Here is a 17,992-nt window from a genome sequence, read left to right on the forward strand (position 1 = left end):
GCTACGCCGGCTCACCGACGTAGCGGCAGCTCGCGGCGCGCAGGTGCGGGCTGAGCGTCTCGTCGTCGGGCAGCCGCGCGGCGATCTTCTGCAGCATCACCTGGTTGGTGGCGGCGGCGGGATGGAAGAGCGTGGCGGCGTCGCGGAAGAACTTCTCCACCGGGTACTCCTCGGTCACGCCGTAGCCGCCGAAGACCTGGATCGCGCGCCGCGTCACCTCGGCGGCCATCTCGGTCGCATGGACCTTCGCCATCATGCCGAGCAGGCTGACCATGCCGCCGGGGTCGGGCGTCGTGCACGAGCGCCAGACGAGCGTCCGCGCCGCCTCGAGCCCGATCGCCATCTCCGCCAGCAGCGCCGCGACCTGCGGGTGCTCGATGATCGGCCTGCCGCCCTGCACGCGCCAGCGAGCGCGGGCGAGCGCCGCCTCGTAGGCACCGCGGGCCACGCCGATCGCCTGCGCGGCGCCGAGCGCCGGGTTGCTGTGGATGCCCAACGAGGCAGCGCCGTCATGGGCGCCGAAGCGGTTGCCGGCCGGGATCACGCAGTCCTCGAAGATCAGCTCGGCGTTGGTCGCGAGCCGCTGGCCGAGCTTGTCGTAGACGTGGCCGACGCGCAGGCCGGGCGTGTCGTGGGGCACGAGGAACCAGCTCGTGCCCTGCCGCGGCGCCACGCTCGGATCGGTGCGCGCCCAGATGAAGTAGTAGCGCGCGACGCCGCCGCTGGTGATCAGCGTCTTGCGTCCGTTGAGGCGGTAGCGGTCGCCCTCGCGGACCGCCGTCGTGTGCGGCCCGCCCTCGACGCCGTCGTAGGGCAACGAGTGGTCCGAGCCGGTCTCGGGCTCCGTCATGGCGCCGGCCAGGACGCAGCGCGGGTTCTCCAACAGCTCCGGCAGGAAGCGCGCGCGCTGCGCGTCGGTGGCGACGACGTTGAACAGCTCGGTGTAGACGAACTGCGCGCGGAGCACCTGCGCGATCCCCATGTCGCCGGCCGAGAGCTCCTCGAGCACCAGCGCCTGCGCCAGCTCGTCGGCGCCGCCGCCGCCGTGCTCGGTGCGCAGCGTGAGGGTCAGCAGGCCCTCGGCGGCGGCGGCCTCGACGATGTCCCACGGGAAGCGCGCCAGCGGGTCGCGCCGCTTCTCGCGCTCCGTCGCCTTGGGGCGGACCTCGCGCTCGACGAAGGCGCGCACGCGCTCGCGCAGCTCGACGTGGCCCTGTGGCAGCGTGAGGTCCATCAGCCCTTCCCTGCGCTGGCGTCGACCTGGACGATCGCGAGCGGGCCGCCTGCGTCGCCCTGCTCACCGATCGCGGCGACGGACCGCGCAGCCTCGGCGCGGAAGCGCTCCACGTTGCCGAGCTTGACCTCCTCGTAGCCGCGCACCAGCTCGGGCAGCTCGGCGACGGCGAGCACCTGGGCGTGCGTCTCGGGCGTGAGCCGCGCGAGCGCGTCGGCCATCAGGCCGCGGTACTCGTCGATCAGCTCGCGCTCGACGCGGCGCACGTGCGCGCGGCCGAACGGGTCGAGCGCCGTGCCGCGCAGCCGCCGGCTCGCGTAGAGCACGCCGAACAGCGGCTTGGCGACCCCGCTCGGGATCCGCAGCTTGCGGTCCACGCCGAGCGCGCGCAGGAACGGCGGGTGCAGCAGGAAGCGCACCTTCGGGCGCGCGCCGAACGCCGCGGTCAGCTTCGCCTGCTCGACGGCGTCGAGGTGCAGGCGCGCGACCTCGTACTCGTCCTTGTACGCGGTCAGCTTGTGCAGCCCGCGCGCGTAGGCCTCCGCGATCGACGTCTCGCCCGGCGCGCCGCGCTCGGCCTCGACCGCCGCGACCGCCAGCGCGCGCTCGACGTACTCGCGCGCGCAGGCGAAGTCCTGGAACCGCTCGAGGTCGGTCGCGCGCAGCGCGAGCAGGTCACGCAGCTCGCCCTCGGCGCCCAGCTGGTCGAGCAGCCGCTCGACGCGCGCAGACGTGACGGGCTCGGGCGCCGGCGGGTGGACCGCCGCGTCGACGGCCTCCGGATCGGCGACCGCGGCCCGGCCCCAGCCGAAGGCGGCGAGGTTCGCGTCGACCGCCGCGCCGTTGAGGCGGATCGCCTCCTCGATGCGCGCCGCGCTCACGGGGATGCAGCCGTGCTGGTACGCGGCGCCGAGCACGATCATGTTCGCCGACATGTGGTCGTCGAACAGCGTCTCGGCCAGCTCCAGCGCGTCGAGGTAGACGTTCTCCTGGGCGCGCGTGCTGCGCTCGATCGTCCGGATCGTCCGCGTGCGCGAGGCGCGCGCGGCCAGCGCCGTCGTCATCGCCGCCGTCGGCAGCTGGCCGGTGTTGATCACCGCGATCGTGCGCTCGGGGTCGGCCGTCTTGAGCGTGTCGGGCATCGCCGCGCCGAGCATGTCGAGGCCGAGGATCACGTCGACCTGGGCGACCGTCGCGCGGTGCGCGCCGGTGATCGGCGCCGTCGAGAGGCGCACGTCGGAGATCACCGGTCCGCCCTTCTGCGCGAGGCCCGTCTGGTCGAGCCCGGCGGCCGAGCGGCCGTCGAGGTGCGCGGCCATCTGCAGGACCTGCGAGATCGTCACGACGCCGGTCCCGCCGACGCCCGGCATGCGGATCACCACGTCGTCGCCCCGGACGCGCGACGCCGGCTCGGGCAGCGCCACGGGAAGCTTCGGGATCGTGCGCTTCGGCCGCTTGCCGGGCGTCACGACCATGAACGACGGGCAGTCGCCGTCCAGGCACGAGAAGTCCTGGTTGCAGGAGGTCTGGTGGATCTGCGTCTTGCGGCCGAGGTCCGTGTCGACCGGGATCACCGACAGGCACGTCGACTTGTGGCCGCAGTCGCCGCAGCCCTCGCAGACGCGCTCGTTGATCCACGCCCGCTCGGCGGGCGCCGGCAGCTTGCCGCGCTTGCGCAGGCGGCGTTCCTCGGTCGCACAGCGGTCGTCGTGGATGATCACCGTCACGCCCTCGACCTCGGCGAGCTCGGCCTCCGCCGCCACGAAGTCGTCGCGGTGGCGCACCGAGGCGATCGCGTCCAGCGCGCCCGTGCCGTGGCTCTCCGGCTCGGGCGTGGTGACGATCACGCGCTTGACGCCCTCCAGCGCCAGCCAGCGCGTGAGGCTCGGCACGGAGAGCCGGCCCTGGGGGTACTGGCCGCCGGTCATCGCGACGGCGTCGTTGTAGAGCAGCTTGTAGGTGACGTTCGCACCTGCGGCCACTGCGGCGCGCAGCGCCAGCGATCCTGAGTGATGGAACGTCCCGTCGCCGATGTTCTGGACGAAGTGCGGATCGTCGGTGAACGGCCCCATGCCGAGCCACTGCGCACCTTCGCCGCCCATCTGCGGTGCGCCGCCCAGCAGCAGGCCGCGCTGGTCGGAGGGGTCGACGGCGACGAGCGAGTGGCAGCCGATGCCGGCGCCGACGAGCTGGTCGGGCGCGGCCTTGGTCGAGATGTTGTGCGGGCAGCCCGAGCAGAAGAAGGGCGTCCGCGCCGCCTCGGGCACGATCGCGGCGACCGCCTGCTCGCGCGTGGTGAGCTGCTCGAGCCGCGCCGCGGCGGACGGCGGCAGCGCGTCGCCGGGCAGCCTCGCGCCGAGCGCGCGGGCGATCGCGTCGGCGTCGAGCGAACCCCGCGAGGGCACCAGCGGACGGCCGTCGACGTCCTCCTTGCCGAGCACGCGCGGCACGCCGGCGACGCCGTACAGCGCCTCCTTGACGTAGGTCTCGACGAACGCGAGCTTGTCCTCGATGATCAGCAGCTCTTCGAGGTCGGCCGTCAGCTCGCGCACGTCGTCGCGATCGAGCGGCCACGGCATGTCGAGCCGGATCAGGCGGATGCCGAGGCCGTCGAGCGCCGCCTCGCCGAGCCCGAGGTCGTCGAGCGCGCGCAGCAGCGTCGCGAAGGTCAGCCCGGCCGCCATCACGCCGAGGCGCGGGCGCGCGGGCTCGAACATGACGCGGTTGAGCTTGGCCGCGCGGGCGTAGGCGCGGGCGCGGCCCAGCCGCGCGGTGAAGAGGTCGTGCTCGGCCTCGACGGAGCCGGGCGCGAGCAGCACCGGGGCGCTCCCGCGGCTCGCGCCCGGCGGCATCGGGATCTCGGCGAACGCGCCGGCCAGATCGATCGTCGCCGCGCCGTCGGCGATGTCGGAGACGATCTTCATGCCGGTCCACATGCCGGTCGCGCGCGACAGCGCGACGGCGTGCAGGCCGAGGCGCCCGATCTCGGCGATGCTGCTCGGCGCGAGCAGCGGCAGCACGAGGCTGCGCGCCATCGCCTCGCAGGAGCCCGGAAGCGTCGACGACTTGCACCACGGGTCGTCGCCGATCAGCGCGACCGCGCCGCCGAGGTGCGTGGTCCCGGCGACGTTGCCGTGGCGGATCGCATCGGCTGCGCGGTCGAGCCCCGGCGTCTTGCCGTACCACACGCCGACGACGCCGTCGAGGCGGCGGCCCGGCAGCTCGGGCACGAGCTGGGTCCCGTTGACGGCGGTCGCGGCCAGCTCCTCGTTGAGGCCCGGCTGGAAGACGATCTCGGCCTCGTCGAGATGCGTGCGCGCACGGCCCAGCTCGAGGTCGAGCCCGCCCAGCGGGGAGCCGGGGTAGCCGCTGACGTAGAGGCCGGTGGTGAGCCCGCGCGCGCGGTCGAGCCGGCGCTGGTCGAGCAGCAGCCGCACGAGCGCCTGAGTGCCGGTCAGCATCGCGCGCCCCTCCTCCAGCAGGTACTTGTCCTGGAGCGTGACGGGTGGTCGGTCGGCGATCGCGCTCATGCGGCGGCCGCCAGCCGGTCGTCGACCATCGCCTCGGCGACGGCGACCGTCGTGCGGCCGCTCGCGGCGGCCTCGACCAGCACGCGCTCGGCGCGCTCGCCGATGCGCACGAGCGCCGCCTCCAGCCGCGCCGGCGACCAGCCGTCGCGCAGCGCGCGCACGTGGATCACGCCGCCTGCGCTGGCGACGAAGTCGGGCACGTAGGCGATCTCGCGCGCGCGCAGCGCCTCCGCCAACGCGGGCTCGGCGAGCACGTCGTTGGCTGCGCCGGCGATCACGCGGCAGGCGAGGCGGTCGATCGTGTGGGCGTCCACCACCCGCGCGGTCGCGCACGGAACGAGCACGTCGCACGCGGTCGCGACGGCGTCGTCGGCCGCGATGGCCGTCCCGCCGATCTCCGCGGCGAGCAGCTCGGCACGGCCGCCGTCGAGGTCGGCGACGAGCACCTCCGCCCCCGCGTCCGCGAGCCGGCGCGCGAGGTCCGCGCCGACGTGTCCGACGCCCTGAACGACCACGCGCACGGCGTCCAGCGGACCGCCTAGCGCGTGCTCGACGGCGCGCTCGATCGCGGCGAAGACGCCGCGGGCGGTCGCCGGCGACGGATCGGCGTCGTCGCAGGAGACGTCGGGTGCGACCTCCGCGACGACCTGCAGGTCGGCGACCGAGGTGCCCATGTCGACCGCCGGCACGTAGGCGCCGTCGAGCGCCGCGACGAAGCGGCCGAACGCGCGCAGCAACGCTCCACGGTCGGCGATCGGGCCGTCGGCGACGATCACCGACTTGCCGCCGCCGAAGCCGATCTCGGCGAGCGCGTTCTTGCGCGTCATGCCGCGCGCGAGCCGGCGGCACTCCTCCTCGGCGGCGTCGAGGGTCGGGTAGGGGCGCAGGCGGATGCCGCCGAGCGCGGGGCCGAGCGTCGTGTCGTCGACGACGATCACGCCGCGCAGGCCGCTCGTCGCGTCCTCGCAGCGAACGACGCGCTCGGGCCGATCGGCGAGCGCGCTCATCCTGCGGCCTCCGGCTCCAGCGACAGCAGCTCGATCACGTTGCCCTCCGGGTCGCGCGCGTACACGGTGGTCAGGTGGCCACGGCCGGCCATGTCGACCTCGGCGACCTCGCCGAGCTTGCCGCCGCCGGCGGCGAGCAGCCGCTCCAGCGTCGCTCGCACGTCGTCGACCTGGAAGGCGAGGTGCATCAGGCCCTGGTGGTTGGCCGCCGGCCGCGGCTGCTCGACGACGCCCTCCATCGCGAAGAGCTCCAGCGTCGGGCCGTCCTCGCCGTGGCCGGGGAGCCGCAGGTGCGTGCCGCGGATCTGCGCGCCGGGGAGGCCCGTGCCGCGCTCGAGCCAGTCGCCCGCGATCTCGCGCGCGGGCGCCGCGACCTCGCAGTCGAGCGCCTCGACGTAGAACGCGACGAGCCGCTCGGCGTCGCGCGCGACGATGTTGGTGTGGATGTAGCGGACGCTCATCCCGCGGCCCGTGCGGCGGCGCGCTCGCGCACGAACGCGCTCCACTTCCGCAGCTCCTGGATGTTGTCGCAGTTCGAGCAGCCCGGCCGCTGGTCGTAGATCTGCTCGACCTCGACCCAGCCGTCGTAGCCGATCGCCGCGAGGCGGTCGAGCGCGCGACCGTAGTCGATCACGTTGTCCTCCAGGCGCGTCTGCACGAGCCCCTTCGCCGCGCCGCGGACGTGGAAGTGGCGCGCGTGCTCGAGCAGCGGCTCGATCTCGCGGTCGGGGATGCCCTGCACGACGTAGTGCCCGTAGTCGAGCGTGAGCTCGAGGCCGGGCGCCCGCTCGATCAGCGCGAGCGCCTTCGCCGGCGTGTCGACGATCGAGCCCGCGTAGGGGTTCAGCGAGACGATGTGCGGCTCGACCGAGCAGCGCAGCCCGCGCTCACCCGCGATCTCGATCCGGCGGCGCAGGTGCTCGGCGGCGCGGTCGGCCGCCGCGGCCCACGACTCACCGCCGAACACGAGCCCGGGCGGGAGCGTGATGCCGCTCGAGCCGACGGCCGCGGCGAAGTCGGCGTAGATCGTGAACAGCCGCTCGGACTCCTCGCGCTGCGCTGCGTCGGGATGGTTGACGGTCAGCTCGGTGAGCTTGCGCGCCGGGATGTGGAAGACGTCGGAGAGCCCGAGCCCGCGCTCGGAGAGCTCTCGCGCGATCCGCTCGGCCCACGCCTGCGGGGCGGCGCCGATCGCGTCCATCGGCCAGTTGCTGCGACCGGGGAAGAGCCCGATCGAGACGCCGTCGAGCCCCAGCTCGACCAGCAGGTCGAGCAGGAACTCGGGACTCAGGCCCGGGTAGCCGAAGTCCGAGGAGGCGACGCGCACGTCCCCCGGCGCCGTCACGAGGCCGCCGGCTCGTTGGGGTCGGGGAACAGCTCCGCCAGCTTCTGCGCGTCGCCGCCGGTGTGGGCGTCGACGAGCACGAGCGGGTTGAGGTACTCGCGCCAGAGCGCGATCTCCCCGTCGCGGAAGAAGAACAGCATGATGAAGGTGTTGGCGTAGTGGCCGCCGGTCGACAGCTTCATGTCGCCGGTCGTCTCGACCACCACGACGTCCGGGTCGGTCGTCTCGTAGATGACCGGCCCCGTGAACTCGACGGTCTCCCAGACCGCGAACGCCTCGCGCATGGTGCGCTCGATCGCGGCGCGCCCATGGCGCTCGGCGTGGAAGCCGGGCGGATGGAACGGCAGCTCCATGTCGGCGTCCTCCGCGAACAAGCCCACCCAACCCGGAAGGTCCTTGGCCATCAGCGTCTCGAAGAACCGCCGCGCCTGCTTGACGTTGCTGCCCTGCTGCATCGCGTCTCCTCCCGATCGTGCGTGGCACGCGCCGCGACCGCGGCTCGGCGTGTCCGCGGATTGTTTCCCACGGGGAGACTATTGTCAAGTCTGGCTGTACGCGTGTACAGCCGGGCGAGGCGCTAGGCCTCGGTGGCGACCGCGTCCGCGGTGGAGGTCTCGCGTGAGTCGCCCTGGCGCCCGAGGACGCACCAGACCGCGCGCACCTCCTCGTCGCCGATGCAGAACAGCCGGTGCGGCATGGTCGACTCGAACGCGATCGCGTCGCCGGGGCCGAGCTCGTGGGTCTCGAAGCCGACGGTCACGCCCAGCCGGCCGCTCAGCACGTTCCCGTACTCCTTGCCCGGGTGGCGCATGAGCGAGTCCGGCGGGCAGGAGGCGCCGCCGACGTCGTAGATGACGTAGAGGAAGTCGACGCCGTGCTCGGTCTCGGGCGTGAGCCGCTCCCACGTCACGCCGGACGCGAGCCGGACGATCGTGCGCTCGTCGGCGCGCACGACCGGTGAGACCGACCCACCCGCGGGAGCCGCCGGCATGCCGTGGCCGTCGGCGGGGCGTGGGCCGGCGCCCGCGCCGGAGACGAGCCCGTCGAGCGACAGGTCGAGCTCGTTGGCGATCGCGTAGAGCGTACCGACCGAGGGCATCGTCATCCCGAGCTCGATCTGGGAGATCAGGCTCGCCGAGACGTCGAGGCGACGTGCCAGCTCGCGGACGCCGATCCCGCGCGCCTCACGGGCGGCGCGGATCGGACGGCCGATGTCACCGTTGCTCTCTACGTCGCTCGTCGTGCGCTTTCGTGCCATCCGCCTGTGCTCCAGCTGGTCGAGGGACGCGTTGTCCGCAGCTTACCGCGTATAGTCGCACGGATCGCAAATGGCCGAGATGGCCCGGCCTTTCGTAAAGTTGGACTTGACATAGGCGCCGCGCGCCGTCCAGACTCGGGCCCATGTCCTCTTCCTCCTCCCCCGTAAGCGTCGCCGTGATCGGCCTCGGCCAGATGGGCCGCGCGATCGCCGCGAACCTCGCCGCGGCGCCCGAGCTCCGGCTCGCCGTCTGGAACCGCACCGCGGCGAAGGCCGACGGGCTCGCGGCCACCGTGGCCGCGACGCCGGGCGGGGCCGCGGCCGGCGCGAGCGTCGTCGTGACGATGCTCGCCGACGACGCCGCGCTGGAGGCGGCGACCTTCGGCGCCGGCGGCCTCGTCGGGGCGCTGGCGCCGGATGCGGTCCACGTCGGCATGAGCACGATCTCCCCCGGCCTGGCCGCGCGACTGGCAGCCGCCCACGCCGAGGCCGGCGAGCGCTACGTCTCGGCGCCGGTCTTCGGCCGGCCCAAGGCCGCCGCGGCGCGCAAGCTGACGATCGTCCCCGCAGGCGCCGCCGACGCGATCGAGGCCGCGCGTCCGGTGCTCGAGCAGCTCGGCGAGATCCGCTTCACGCTCGAGCACGCCCAGCAGGCCAACGTCTTCAAGCTGCTCGCGAACTTCATGGGCGTCGCGACGATCGAGATCCTCGGCGAGTTCCTCACCGCCGCCGAGAAGGCCGGGCTGCCGCGCGAGCGGGTGCTGTCGTTCTTGACCGGTCCACAGCTCGGCTCGGGCGTCGTGAAGGCCTACGCGCCGATGATCGCCGCCGGGGAGTTCGAGCCGGCCGGCTTCGCGCTGGCGCTCGGGCGCAAGGACGTCACGCTCGCGCTCGACGCCGTGCGCGAGCTGGGGACCCGCCTCGAGGTCGGCGAGCTGGCGCTCGAGCACATCGACACGGCGCTGGAGCGCGGGCGCGACGCGCTGGACTGGTCGGCGTTGACGACCGTCGTGCGCGAGCAGGCCGGGCTCGAGCCGCTGCCCGGCGGCGCGAGCGCGGCCGCCGTCTGACGCGGCGCGTCAGGCGGCCGGGCTCCCACGCGCCGCCAGCTCGGCGGCGACGTCGAGGATCATGTCCTCCTGACCCCCGACCGCCCCGCGCCGGCCGAGCTCCACGAGGATGTCGGCCGCCTGCAGGCCGAAGCGGCTCGCGGCGTGCTCGGCGTGCAGGAGGAACGACGAGTAGACGCCCGCGAAGCCGAGCACGAGGCTCGGCTCGTCGCGGCGCGGCTCGACGCCCAGCAGCGCCCGCGTCATGGTCGCCGAGCGCGCCAGCGCGAGCGCGTCGAGCCCCGTCTCGATCTCCGACCGCCGGGCGGCGGCGGCGAACAGCTCGGTCGCCATGTTCCCGGCGCCGGCGCCGAGGCCGGCGATCGAGCCGTCGACCAGCGCTGCGCCGGCGGCGACCGCCGCGAGCGTGTTGCCGACGGCGCAGCCGAGGTTGTCGTGGGCGTGGAAGCCGACCAGCGTCTCGGCCCGCAGCGCCTCGCGCAGCGCCCGCACCCGCGCCGCGGCGGACTCCGGCACGAGCGCTCCGGCGGAGTCGACCGCGTAGACGGCGTGCGCGCCGTAGGACTCCATCAGCAGCGCCTGCTCGGCCAGCTGCCCCGGCTCGACCATGTGGCTCATCATCAGGAAGCCGGTCGCCTCGAAGCCGAGCTCGCGCGCGAGCGCGAGATGCTGGGCGGCGATGTCGGCCTCGGTGCAGTGCGTCGCGACGCGGACGATCCGCACGCCGAGCTTCCACGCCTCGCGCAGGTCTGCGGCCACGCCGATGCCGGGCAGCAGGAGCGTGGCGATCTGGGTGTGCGGCGCGACGGCGGCGGCCGCCGCCGCGATCAGCGTCCGCTCGTCGGTCTGCGAGAAGCCGTAGTTGAATGAGGAGCCTCCGAGCCCGTCGCCGTGCGCCACCTCGATCACGCGCACGCCACCGTCGCTCAGGGCGCGCGCCACGCGCTGCACCTGGTCGACGGTGAAGCGGTGCCCGACCGAGTGCGAGCCGTCGCGCAGCGTGCCGTCGGTGAGGCGAACGGCGCGCGGCGCTCCGTCCACGCTCATCGCGCCACTACTTCCTGCCGCTCAGCGATCCGCTCGCCCACGCGCACCGCCGCCGCGGTCATGATGTCCAGGTTGCCGGCGTAGACGGGCAGGTGGTCGCCGGCGCCGGCGACCTCCAACAGCACGGTTGCGTGCGTGTCGGCGGGGCCGGCCGGCGTCTCCCAGCGACCGTGCTCGAAGAGCACGCGCTGCTTGAGCCGGTAGCCCGGCACGTAGCGCGCGACGGCGGCGACGCGTGCCTGCACCGCGGCCGCGACGGCCGCCTCGTCGACCTCGCCGACGAGCGCCGCGTGGACCGTGTCGCGCATCAGGATCGGCGGCTCGGCGGGGTTGAGCACGATGATCGCCTTCGCCGCCGCCGCGCCGCCGACCGCGACGAGCGCGCGGGCGGTCGTCTCGGTGAACTCGTCGACGTTGGCGCGCGTGCCCGGCCCGGCCGAACGCGAAGCGATCGTCGCCACGATCTCCGCGTAGCCGAGCCGCGCCGTCGCCGCGATCGCCGCGACGATCGGCACGGTCGCCTGCCCGCCGCAGGTGACCATGTTCACGTTGGGGGCGTCGAGATGCGCGTCGAGGTTCACCGACGGCACGACGTAGGGGCCGACGGCCGCCGGCGTGAGGTCGATGGCGCGGATGCCGGCGGCCTCCAGGCGCGGCGCGGCCGCAGCGTGGACGCTCGCCGCCGTCGCCTCGAAGACGAGCCGGGGCGGATCGGGATGGCGCAGCAGCCAGTCGATGCCCTCGGCGGTCGTCTCCAGGCCCGCGGCGCGCGCCTGCGCCAGGCCGGCCGAGCGCGGGTCGATCCCGATCATCGCCTGCAGCTCGAGCGTCTCCGAGCGCAGCAGCTTGTGCATCAGGTCGGTGCCGATGTTGCCGGTCCCGACGATCGCGCAGCGGACCATCGCCCTAAGCCTGCGCGCCGCGGCCGTCGCCGACGCGGACCGCCACGCGGCCGAGCGGTCCGGCGACGGCCTCGACGGTCGTCCCCGGTCGCAACGACTGTGCGGCGTGCAGCGCGCCGGCGAGCACGATCTCGCCCGGCTCCAACCGCTCGCCGAAGACCGTGAGCGTGCGCGCCAGCCACGCGACGGCGCGGGCCGGCTGGCCGAGCACCGCCTCGCCGCGACCGCGGTCGAGCGTCTCGCCGTCCTCGCGCAGCTCCAGCTCGACCGCCGCGAGGTCGACCGCCCGCGGGTCGGCGCCGGGGCCGCCGAGCACGTAGCGCGCGGAGCTGGCGTGGTCGGCGATCGTGTCGGCGAGGCCGATCCGCCAGTCGGCGATCCGCGAGTCGATGATCTCGAGCGCGGGCAACGCGAGGTCGCACGCGTCGAGCGCCTCGTCCTCGGTCACGCCGCCGCCCGCGAGCCCGCGCGCGAGGCGGAAGGCGATCTCGCCCTCGACGCGCGGCGCGATCAGCGCGTCGGTGGCGAGCAGCTCGCCGTCGCCGATCTCCATCTCGTCCAGGAGCGGGCCGAAGTCGGGCTGCTCGACGCCGAGCTGGCGCTGCATCGCCGCGGAGGTCAGCCCGACCTTCCAGCCGACGCGGCGCGCGCCGGCCGCCCGCCGCGCGGCGACGTTGATCGCCTGCACCTCGTAGGCCTGCCCGAGGCTGAGCTCCGGCCAGCGCTCGGTCAGCGGGGCGATCGGGACGCGCGTGGACTGCGCGTCGGCCAGCGCCCGCGCCATCGCGGCGATCGCCGCCGGGCCTGGCCCCGTCGAGCTCACGCCGCCGAGCCCGCGACGGCGCCGACGCGCTCGCGCACCTCGGCCACGATCCGCTCGGCCGAGGGCAGGAACGCGTCCTCCAGCGGCGGGCTGTAGGGCACGGGGTGGTCGTCGGTCGCGATCCGCCAGACGTCGTCGACGTCGTGGAGCGCCTCCTCGGCGACGATCGCCAGCAGCTCGCCCGCCCAGCCGCCGGTGATCGGGCCCTCCTCGACGACCGCGAGGCGGTTGGTGCGCCGCAGCGAGTCGAGCACCGTCGCGCGGTCCAGCGGGCGCAGCGTGCGCAGGTCGATGACCTCCGCCTCGATCCCGTCGACCGCCAGCTGCTCGGCGGCCGCGAGGCAGTCGTGGACGCCCTTCATCGCCGAGACGAGCGTCACGTCGGCGCCCTCGCGGCGCACGCGCGCCTGCCCGAGCGCGATCGGCTCGATCGCCTCGGGCGCCTCCTCCCTGAGCCCGTAGAGGCGCTTGTGCTCGAGGAACAGCACCGGGTTGTCGTCACGGATCGCCGCCTTCAGCAGGCCCTTGGCGTCGGCCGGCGTCGCCGGCGCCACGATCTTCAGGCCCGGAACGCCGAGGAACCAGCTGACCGGCGACTGCGAGTGGATCGCGCCGAAGCGGCCACCGGCGCCGACCGCCGAGCGCACGACGAGCGGTACGGAAGCCTGTTCGTTGGAGAGGTAAAAGTACTTTGCGGCCTGGTTGACGAGCGCGTCCATCGCGAGCGGCAGGAAGTCGCCGAACATGATCTCGATCACCGGGCGCAGGCCTGTGACGGCGCTCCCGAACGCGGCGCCCGCGATCGCCAGCTCGGCGATCGGCGTGTCGAACACGCGCTCGGGGCCGTGGCGGTCGTAGAGGCCGGGGGTGACGGCGAAGACGCCGCCCGGCTTGGCGACGTCCTCACCGAACAGCACGACCGCCTCGTCGCGGTCGAGCTCCTCGTCGAGCGCGTCGCGGATCGCGGTGCGGAAGTCGAACGTGGGCATCGGGTTCTTCTCCTGGGTACGTCAGAGCACGAGCCGCAGTGGCTGCTCGAGCTCGGCTCGGATGTCGGCGACGAACGCGGCGGCGTCGGCGCCATAGAGGATGCGGTGGTCGGCGGTGAGCGTCACCGTCATGTGCCAGCCGACGGCGAGCGCGCCGTCGCGGACGACCGCCCGCTGCTGCAGCGCGCCGACGGCGAGGATCGCCGCCTGGGGCGGGTTGAGCACGGCGGTGAACTGGGTGACGCCGAACATGCCGAGGTTCGACACGGTGAACGTGCCGCCCGCCAATGCCGCCGCCGACAGCGTGCCGTCGCGGCCGCCCTGCACGAGCGCGCGCGTCGTGCGGGCGATCGCGCCGAGGCTCGCGCGGTCGGCGTCGTGCACGACCGGGACGAGCAGCGCATCGGCGGAGGCCACGGCAACGCCGACGTTCACGCGCTCATAGCGTTCGAACGCGTCATCTCGGTAGGCGCCGTTCGCACGCGGATGGCGGCGCAGCGCGAGGGCACACGCCTTCACCACCATGTCGTTGACCGACGGCGTGACGTCGGCGTCTAGTGCCTTGAGCCGCGCGCGCAGCTCGACGACGGCGTCCATGTCGACGTCCGCCGTCACGGTGAACTCGGGCATCGTCGACTTCGCCTCTGCCATGCGGCGGGCGATCGTGACCTGGGTGCGCGTCAACGGCTCGCGTGCGACGACGCCCATCGGCCCGCCGGTCGCTTCGTCGCCGCCGGTCACGGGGACGTCCGGACGGGCCGGGGAGGCCTCTGCCCGCGCTCCCGCCACCTCGACGTCGCGCCTGACCACGCGGCCCTGTGGGCCGCTCCCGACGAGCGTGGCGAGGTCGATCCCGAGGTCTTGCGCGATGCGGCGCGCGAGCGGCGAGGCCTTGGGCCGGTCCGCCGTGGGTCGTGGAGGCGCCGCCAGGGCCGCCGGTGCCTGCGCGGTCGCGAGGCCGGCGGCCGCGGCCGCCGGCTCGTGCGCCGGGGGCGCCTCCCCGGCCGCCAGCAGGTGCGCGATGACGGCGCCGACCGGCACGGTGTCGCCCTCGGGCACGACGACGTGCAGCGTCCCGTCCCACTCGGCCTCGTACGACATCGTTGCCTTGTCGGTCTCGACCTCGAGCAGCTCGTCGCCGCGACGTACGTCGGCGCCGTCGGCGATCACCCAGCGGACGATCGTGCCCTCCTCCATCGAGTCCGAGAGCTTGGGCATGCGGATCTCGGCCATCCGTCAGCCCTTGAACTCGCGGACGATGCCCGGCGTCGGGTAGGGCGCGGCGAGGCCGCGCTCCACCATCTGCCCGAGCTGCTCATCGACCGCGGTGTCGACGGCTGCGACCGCGTCCGCCTCCACGCCGAAGCGCTCCGCAAGGCTCGCGCGCGCGAGGATCAGGGGGTCGCGCTCGCGCCACGCGTCGAGCTCCCCGGGCTTGCGATAGGCACCGGGGTCGCTGCGCGAATGACCGACGAAACGGTACGTGAGCGTCTCCACGAAGGACGGCCCGTCGCCGCGCCGCGCACCTTCGACCGCCTCGCGCGTCGCCTCGCGCACCGCCCACACGTCGTTGCCGTCGATCGTGACCGAGGGGATCTCCATCGCCTCCGGCCGCGCGCGGATCTGCCCCGCCGTCACGTCCTCCCAAGGGGTGAACTCGCCGTAGAGGTTGTTCTCGCAGACGTAGACGACCGGCAGCTTGCGCACCTGCGCGAAGTTGAGGCACTCGTGGAAGTAGCCGTGGTTCGTCGTGCCGTCGCCGAAGAAGGCGACCGCGACGCCGCCGACGCGCTGCAGCGCGAGCGCCGCGCCGGTCGCGGCGGCGATGCTGCCGCCGATGATCCCGAAGCAGCCGATCAGTCGGTGCTCGAGGTCGATCACGTTCATCGACCCGGCGCGGCCGCCGCAGACGCCGGTCGCGCGGCCGAGCAACTCGTCGAGCAGGCCCTGCGGATCGACGCCGAGCGCGAGCGCGTGCCCATGCCCGCGGTAGGTCCCGGCCACACGGTCCTGGGCCTCCAGCACGGAGCAGACCCCGACGGCGCTGGCCTCCTCGCCTGAGTAGAGGTGCGTCGTGCCGTGCACCTCGCCCTTCTGGAAGAGCGATTGGATCGTTTCCTCGAAGCGGCGGATGAGCAGCATGCGGCGGTACAGGTCGAGCGCCACCGCGGCCGTCTCGCCCACCTCGGGCTGAGGCGCCGCCTCGGCGGCGTGGGCGTTCACGAGAGGGCCTCGACCGGCTGACCGGCCGCGACGAGGTCGGCACCGCGCACGTACTGGCGTCCGGCGACGAGCAGCTCGTCGGCGGGGAAGCGCGTGATGACCTCCGGCCCGTCGGCGCGCACGACGATCTCCTCCTCGATGCGCGCGGCCGAATGGCCGTCGGAGGCGGCGCAGTAGGTCTCCAGCGCGAAGACCATGCCCTCCTCGATCTCGACCGGGTCGTCGAACGAGTGCAGGCGCGAGATCATCGGCGCCTCGTAGAGGCCGACGCCGAGCCCGTGCCCGAACTGCAGGCCGAAGCACGCTTCCTCGTTCGGGAACCCGAGCTCCTGCGCGCTCGGCCAGACCGCGGCGATCTGGTCGGTGGTGACTCCGGGTCGCACGAGCTCGATCGCGCGGTCGAGCCATTCGCGGCACTGCCGATAGGCGTCGAGCTGAGCGCTCGTCACGCCGCCGACGCAGAACGTGCGGTAGTAGCACGTCCGGTAGCCCATGAACGAGTGGATGATGTCGAAGAAGGCCTGATCGCCGGGGCGCAGGACACGATCGGAGAAGACGTGCGGATGCGGGTTGCAGCGGTCGCCCGAGACGGCGTTGATCGCCTCGACCTGCTCCGAGCCCATCTCGAAGAGGAGCCGCTGCGCGTCGGCAACGATCGTGCTCTCCTTCACGCCGGGTCGCAGCGAGCGGTAGATCTGCTCGTAGACCGCGTCCACGATGCCCGCCGCCTGGTCGAGCAGGGCGATCTCGTCGGCGGTCTTGGTCTTGCGCGCCTCGAGCATCACGGGCTGGGCGTTCGCGACGTGGATGCCCTGGCGCTGCAGCGAGGCGAACGTCTCCATGTCGGTCAGGTCCAGCCCGAGCGCCTCGCCCTCGAGCCCCTGCTCCCGCAACGCCTCGAAGACGTGACCGGCCAGCGTGTCCGATACGCCGGTCTGCTCGGGGAGCGCGCCGCGCATGCTCGTCACGCCGGCTCGCCAGCTGGAGTCCGGCAGCCACGGCGCGTGCAGCTGATGGTGGCGGGCCGCCGAACCGAAGTCCCACAAGATCGGATCGCCCGTGCGCGGGAGCAACGCGCAGCGCGCGCTCTTGTCGCGCGCCCATTCGCCGATGTGGGTGCTCGTGACGTAGCGGATGTTGTTCTGGTCGAACAGCAGCACCGCGCCCAAGTCCGATCGCTCGAGCGCCGCGCGGGCCCGAGCGAGCCGGTCGGCACGCAGACGGCCGAAGTCGATGCGCTGCTCCCAGTCGACAGCCATGGTGGCGCCACGCGACGCGATGTTGGTGCTGCGGCTCGGGTCGGTCATGTCGAGTGACAGTAAACACCTGGGGCCGGGTGGCGTCAAGAACTGGCGGCCACTAGGCCGGTAGAACCGGCAAATCTCGGTCTCAAGGCCACCGTGTTGTGTAGCATAGGAATACAGTCTGGTACCGTGGCGGCCCATGCGAGACGTGCTGGAACGCCTGCTGACGTGGAGCGGGCGCGGGGAGGCCGTCGCGCTCGCGACCGTCGTCGCCACCCGCCACTCGGCCCCGCGGCCCGTCGGCGCGAGGCTCGCGGTCAGCGAGCGCGGGGAGCTGTGCGGCTCGGTCTCGGGCGGCTGCGTCGAGGGCGCCGTCGTCGAGGCCACCGAGACGATCCTGCGCGACGGTCGCCCCCGCCTGCTGCACTTCGGCATCGCCGACGAGCAGGCGTGGGAGGTCGGGCTCCCGTGCGGCGGCGAGATCGACGTGTGGGTGGAGCGGTTCGCGCCCATGAGCCCGCAAGGCACGTTCTTCGAGGCCGGCAAGCAGGGTGAGCGCGCCGCGCTCGCGACCGTCGTGCGGGGCCACACGGCCGGGACGCGAATGCTCGTGCTCGCCGACGGTGCGCGGAAGGGGTCGCTCGGCGCGCCGTCGTTCGACGAGCAGGTCGCAGCCGCGGCCGGCGACCTGATGTGGGCCGAGCGCAGCCGCCTCCTCGACCTGGACGACGGCACCGTGTTCGTCGATGTCGTGACGCCCGCGCCGCGTCTGCTGCTGTTCGGCGCCGTCCACGTCGCCGCCGTGCTGTCTGCGCTCGCACGCCAGCTCGGCTGGCGCTGCTGGGTGATCGATCCGCGCGGGCGCTTCGCCACGCCCGAGCGCTTCCCCGACGCGGAGGCGGTCCTCGCCCTGTGGCCCGCCGCGGCGGTGGCGCGCGTCGGCGGGATCGACCGCGCCACGTCGGTGCTCGCGCTGAGCCACGACCCCAAGCTCGACGACGCGGCGCTCGAGTTGGCGCTGGCCTCGCCGGCGGCGTACGTCGGCGCCATGGGCAGCCGCCGCGCGACGTCCGACCGCGCCGTGCGCCTGACCGAGCGCGGCGTCGCCCCGCACGAGCTCGCACGCCTAGCGGCACCCGCCGGGCTCGACCTCGGCGGGCGCAGCGCAGAGGAGACGGCGTTGTCGATGCTGGCGGAGCTGGTCGCGGTGCGCAACGGCCGCGAGGGCGGCCGCCTCCTCCTCAGCGACGGCCGCATCCACGCCGTCGAGGGCTGACCGGCCGGATCGTTTGCCGGGTGACCAGGACGTTGGCCCCGGGA

General features: G+C 73.9%; 16 protein-coding genes. 2 read left to right on the forward strand and 14 right to left on the reverse strand.

Annotated features, from left to right (window positions below):
• Window position 1: 1 nt before the first annotated feature.
• The 7 genes from DSM104299_RS28150 to DSM104299_RS28180 form a co-directional block, all read right to left on the reverse strand.
• The gene (locus tag DSM104299_RS28150; RefSeq protein WP_272474997.1) at window positions 2–1,234 is read right to left on the reverse strand and encodes an acyl-CoA dehydrogenase family protein; all 1,233 of its coding nucleotides are present in this window, start codon (window positions 1,232–1,234) and stop codon (window positions 2–4) included.
• Entirely contained in the window at window positions 1,234–4,764 is a 3,531-nt protein-coding gene (locus DSM104299_RS28155; protein WP_272474998.1) for an indolepyruvate ferredoxin oxidoreductase family protein, read from the reverse strand. Before DSM104299_RS28155 ends, DSM104299_RS28150 begins: the two co-directional genes overlap by 1 nt.
• Window positions 4,761–5,771 carry a Glu/Leu/Phe/Val dehydrogenase dimerization domain-containing protein gene (locus DSM104299_RS28160; RefSeq protein WP_272474999.1) on the reverse strand — a complete coding sequence of 337 codons (1,011 nt, stop codon included), beginning with the start codon at window positions 5,769–5,771 and terminating at the stop codon, window positions 4,761–4,763. The genes DSM104299_RS28155 and DSM104299_RS28160 overlap by 4 nt, the downstream gene beginning before the upstream one ends.
• Entirely contained in the window at window positions 5,768–6,232 is a 465-nt protein-coding gene (locus DSM104299_RS28165; protein ID WP_272475000.1) for a VOC family protein, read from the reverse strand. The genes DSM104299_RS28160 and DSM104299_RS28165 overlap by 4 nt, the downstream gene beginning before the upstream one ends.
• A complete protein-coding gene (locus DSM104299_RS28170) occupies window positions 6,229–7,116 on the reverse strand; it encodes a sugar phosphate isomerase/epimerase family protein (protein WP_272475001.1) in 888 nt (295 codons plus the stop codon). The genes DSM104299_RS28165 and DSM104299_RS28170 overlap by 4 nt, the downstream gene beginning before the upstream one ends.
• On the reverse strand, window positions 7,113–7,571 hold the full coding sequence (locus DSM104299_RS28175; protein WP_272475002.1) for a nuclear transport factor 2 family protein: 459 nt from the start codon (window positions 7,569–7,571) through the stop codon (window positions 7,113–7,115). The genes DSM104299_RS28170 and DSM104299_RS28175 overlap by 4 nt, the downstream gene beginning before the upstream one ends.
• 122 nt (window positions 7,572–7,693) lie before the next feature.
• Window positions 7,694–8,374, reverse strand: a complete 681-nt coding sequence (locus DSM104299_RS28180) for a helix-turn-helix domain-containing protein (RefSeq protein WP_272475003.1) — start codon at window positions 8,372–8,374, stop codon at window positions 7,694–7,696.
• Between the two features lie 143 nt (window positions 8,375–8,517).
• On the opposite strand from DSM104299_RS28180, the gene DSM104299_RS28185 reads away from it, so the two are divergent.
• Complete coding sequence (locus DSM104299_RS28185) at window positions 8,518–9,444, forward strand: NAD(P)-dependent oxidoreductase (protein WP_272475004.1); 927 nt, start codon at window positions 8,518–8,520, stop codon at window positions 9,442–9,444.
• A 9-nt stretch (window positions 9,445–9,453) separates the two neighbouring features.
• Here DSM104299_RS28185 and dmpG read toward each other — a convergent pair whose 3' ends face one another.
• Genes dmpG through DSM104299_RS28220 form a run of 7 tightly spaced genes read right to left on the reverse strand, consistent with a single transcriptional unit; the run spans window position 9,454 to window position 16,687 of the window.
• A complete protein-coding gene (dmpG, locus tag DSM104299_RS28190) occupies window positions 9,454–10,491 on the reverse strand; it encodes a 4-hydroxy-2-oxovalerate aldolase (protein WP_272475005.1) in 1,038 nt (345 codons plus the stop codon).
• Window positions 10,488–11,393 (reverse strand): acetaldehyde dehydrogenase (acetylating), encoded by a 906-nt coding sequence (locus tag DSM104299_RS28195; protein WP_272475006.1) that lies wholly within the window; start codon window positions 11,391–11,393, stop codon window positions 10,488–10,490. The genes dmpG and DSM104299_RS28195 overlap by 4 nt, the downstream gene beginning before the upstream one ends.
• Window positions 11,394–11,397: 4 nt before the next feature.
• On the reverse strand, window positions 11,398–12,216 hold the full coding sequence (locus DSM104299_RS28200) for a 2-keto-4-pentenoate hydratase (RefSeq protein ID WP_272475007.1): 819 nt from the start codon (window positions 12,214–12,216) through the stop codon (window positions 11,398–11,400).
• Complete coding sequence (locus DSM104299_RS28205; RefSeq protein ID WP_272475008.1) at window positions 12,213–13,205, reverse strand: alpha-ketoacid dehydrogenase subunit beta; 993 nt, start codon at window positions 13,203–13,205, stop codon at window positions 12,213–12,215. The genes DSM104299_RS28200 and DSM104299_RS28205 overlap by 4 nt, the downstream gene beginning before the upstream one ends.
• A 21-nt stretch (window positions 13,206–13,226) precedes the next feature.
• Window positions 13,227–14,438: a dihydrolipoamide acetyltransferase family protein gene (locus tag DSM104299_RS28210; protein ID WP_272475009.1), complete on the reverse strand. Its 1,212-nt coding sequence runs from the start codon at window positions 14,436–14,438 to the stop codon at window positions 13,227–13,229.
• A gap of 3 nt (window positions 14,439–14,441) precedes the next feature.
• The gene (locus tag DSM104299_RS28215) at window positions 14,442–15,428 is read right to left on the reverse strand and encodes a thiamine pyrophosphate-dependent dehydrogenase E1 component subunit alpha (protein WP_272475010.1); all 987 of its coding nucleotides are present in this window, start codon (window positions 15,426–15,428) and stop codon (window positions 14,442–14,444) included.
• Complete coding sequence (locus tag DSM104299_RS28220) at window positions 15,425–16,687, reverse strand: M24 family metallopeptidase (RefSeq protein ID WP_432419793.1); 1,263 nt, start codon at window positions 16,685–16,687, stop codon at window positions 15,425–15,427. Before DSM104299_RS28220 ends, DSM104299_RS28215 begins: the two co-directional genes overlap by 4 nt.
• A gap of 184 nt (window positions 16,688–16,871) precedes the next feature.
• On the opposite strand from DSM104299_RS28220, the gene DSM104299_RS28225 reads away from it, so the two are divergent.
• A complete protein-coding gene (locus DSM104299_RS28225; protein WP_272475012.1) occupies window positions 16,872–17,948 on the forward strand; it encodes an XdhC family protein in 1,077 nt (358 codons plus the stop codon).
• The last annotated feature ends 44 nt before the right edge of the window (window positions 17,949–17,992 follow it).

Origin of the sequence: Baekduia alba, assembly GCF_028416635.1 — a bacterium.
GTDB lineage: Bacteria > Actinomycetota > Thermoleophilia > Solirubrobacterales > Solirubrobacteraceae > Baekduia > Baekduia alba.

What these genes read in the sequence shown, in the direction of transcription:
- DSM104299_RS28150 (WP_272474997.1), bottom strand. Translation starts at nt 1,234, where the DNA reads ATGGACCTCACGCTGCCACAGGGCCACGTCGAGCTGCGCGAGCGCGTG.
- DSM104299_RS28220 (WP_432419793.1), bottom strand. Translation starts at nt 16,687, where the DNA reads ATGGCTGTCGACTGGGAGCAGCGCATCGACTTCGGCCGTCTGCGTGCC.
- DSM104299_RS28180 (WP_272475003.1), bottom strand. Translation starts at nt 8,374, where the DNA reads ATGGCACGAAAGCGCACGACGAGCGACGTAGAGAGCAACGGTGACATC.
- DSM104299_RS28165 (WP_272475000.1), bottom strand. Translation starts at nt 6,232, where the DNA reads ATGAGCGTCCGCTACATCCACACCAACATCGTCGCGCGCGACGCCGAG.
- DSM104299_RS28225 (WP_272475012.1), top strand. Translation starts at nt 16,872, where the DNA reads ATGCGAGACGTGCTGGAACGCCTGCTGACGTGGAGCGGGCGCGGGGAG.
- DSM104299_RS28205 (WP_272475008.1), bottom strand. Translation starts at nt 13,205, where the DNA reads ATGCCCACGTTCGACTTCCGCACCGCGATCCGCGACGCGCTCGACGAG.
- DSM104299_RS28155 (WP_272474998.1), bottom strand. Translation starts at nt 4,764, where the DNA reads ATGAGCGCGATCGCCGACCGACCACCCGTCACGCTCCAGGACAAGTAC.
- DSM104299_RS28175 (WP_272475002.1), bottom strand. Translation starts at nt 7,571, where the DNA reads ATGCAGCAGGGCAGCAACGTCAAGCAGGCGCGGCGGTTCTTCGAGACG.
- dmpG (WP_272475005.1), bottom strand. Translation starts at nt 10,491, where the DNA reads ATGAGCGTGGACGGAGCGCCGCGCGCCGTTCGCCTCACCGACGGCACG.
- DSM104299_RS28185 (WP_272475004.1), top strand. Translation starts at nt 8,518, where the DNA reads ATGTCCTCTTCCTCCTCCCCCGTAAGCGTCGCCGTGATCGGCCTCGGC.
- DSM104299_RS28195 (WP_272475006.1), bottom strand. Translation starts at nt 11,393, where the DNA reads ATGGTCCGCTGCGCGATCGTCGGGACCGGCAACATCGGCACCGACCTG.
- DSM104299_RS28160 (WP_272474999.1), bottom strand. Translation starts at nt 5,771, where the DNA reads ATGAGCGCGCTCGCCGATCGGCCCGAGCGCGTCGTTCGCTGCGAGGAC.
- DSM104299_RS28210 (WP_272475009.1), bottom strand. Translation starts at nt 14,438, where the DNA reads ATGGCCGAGATCCGCATGCCCAAGCTCTCGGACTCGATGGAGGAGGGC.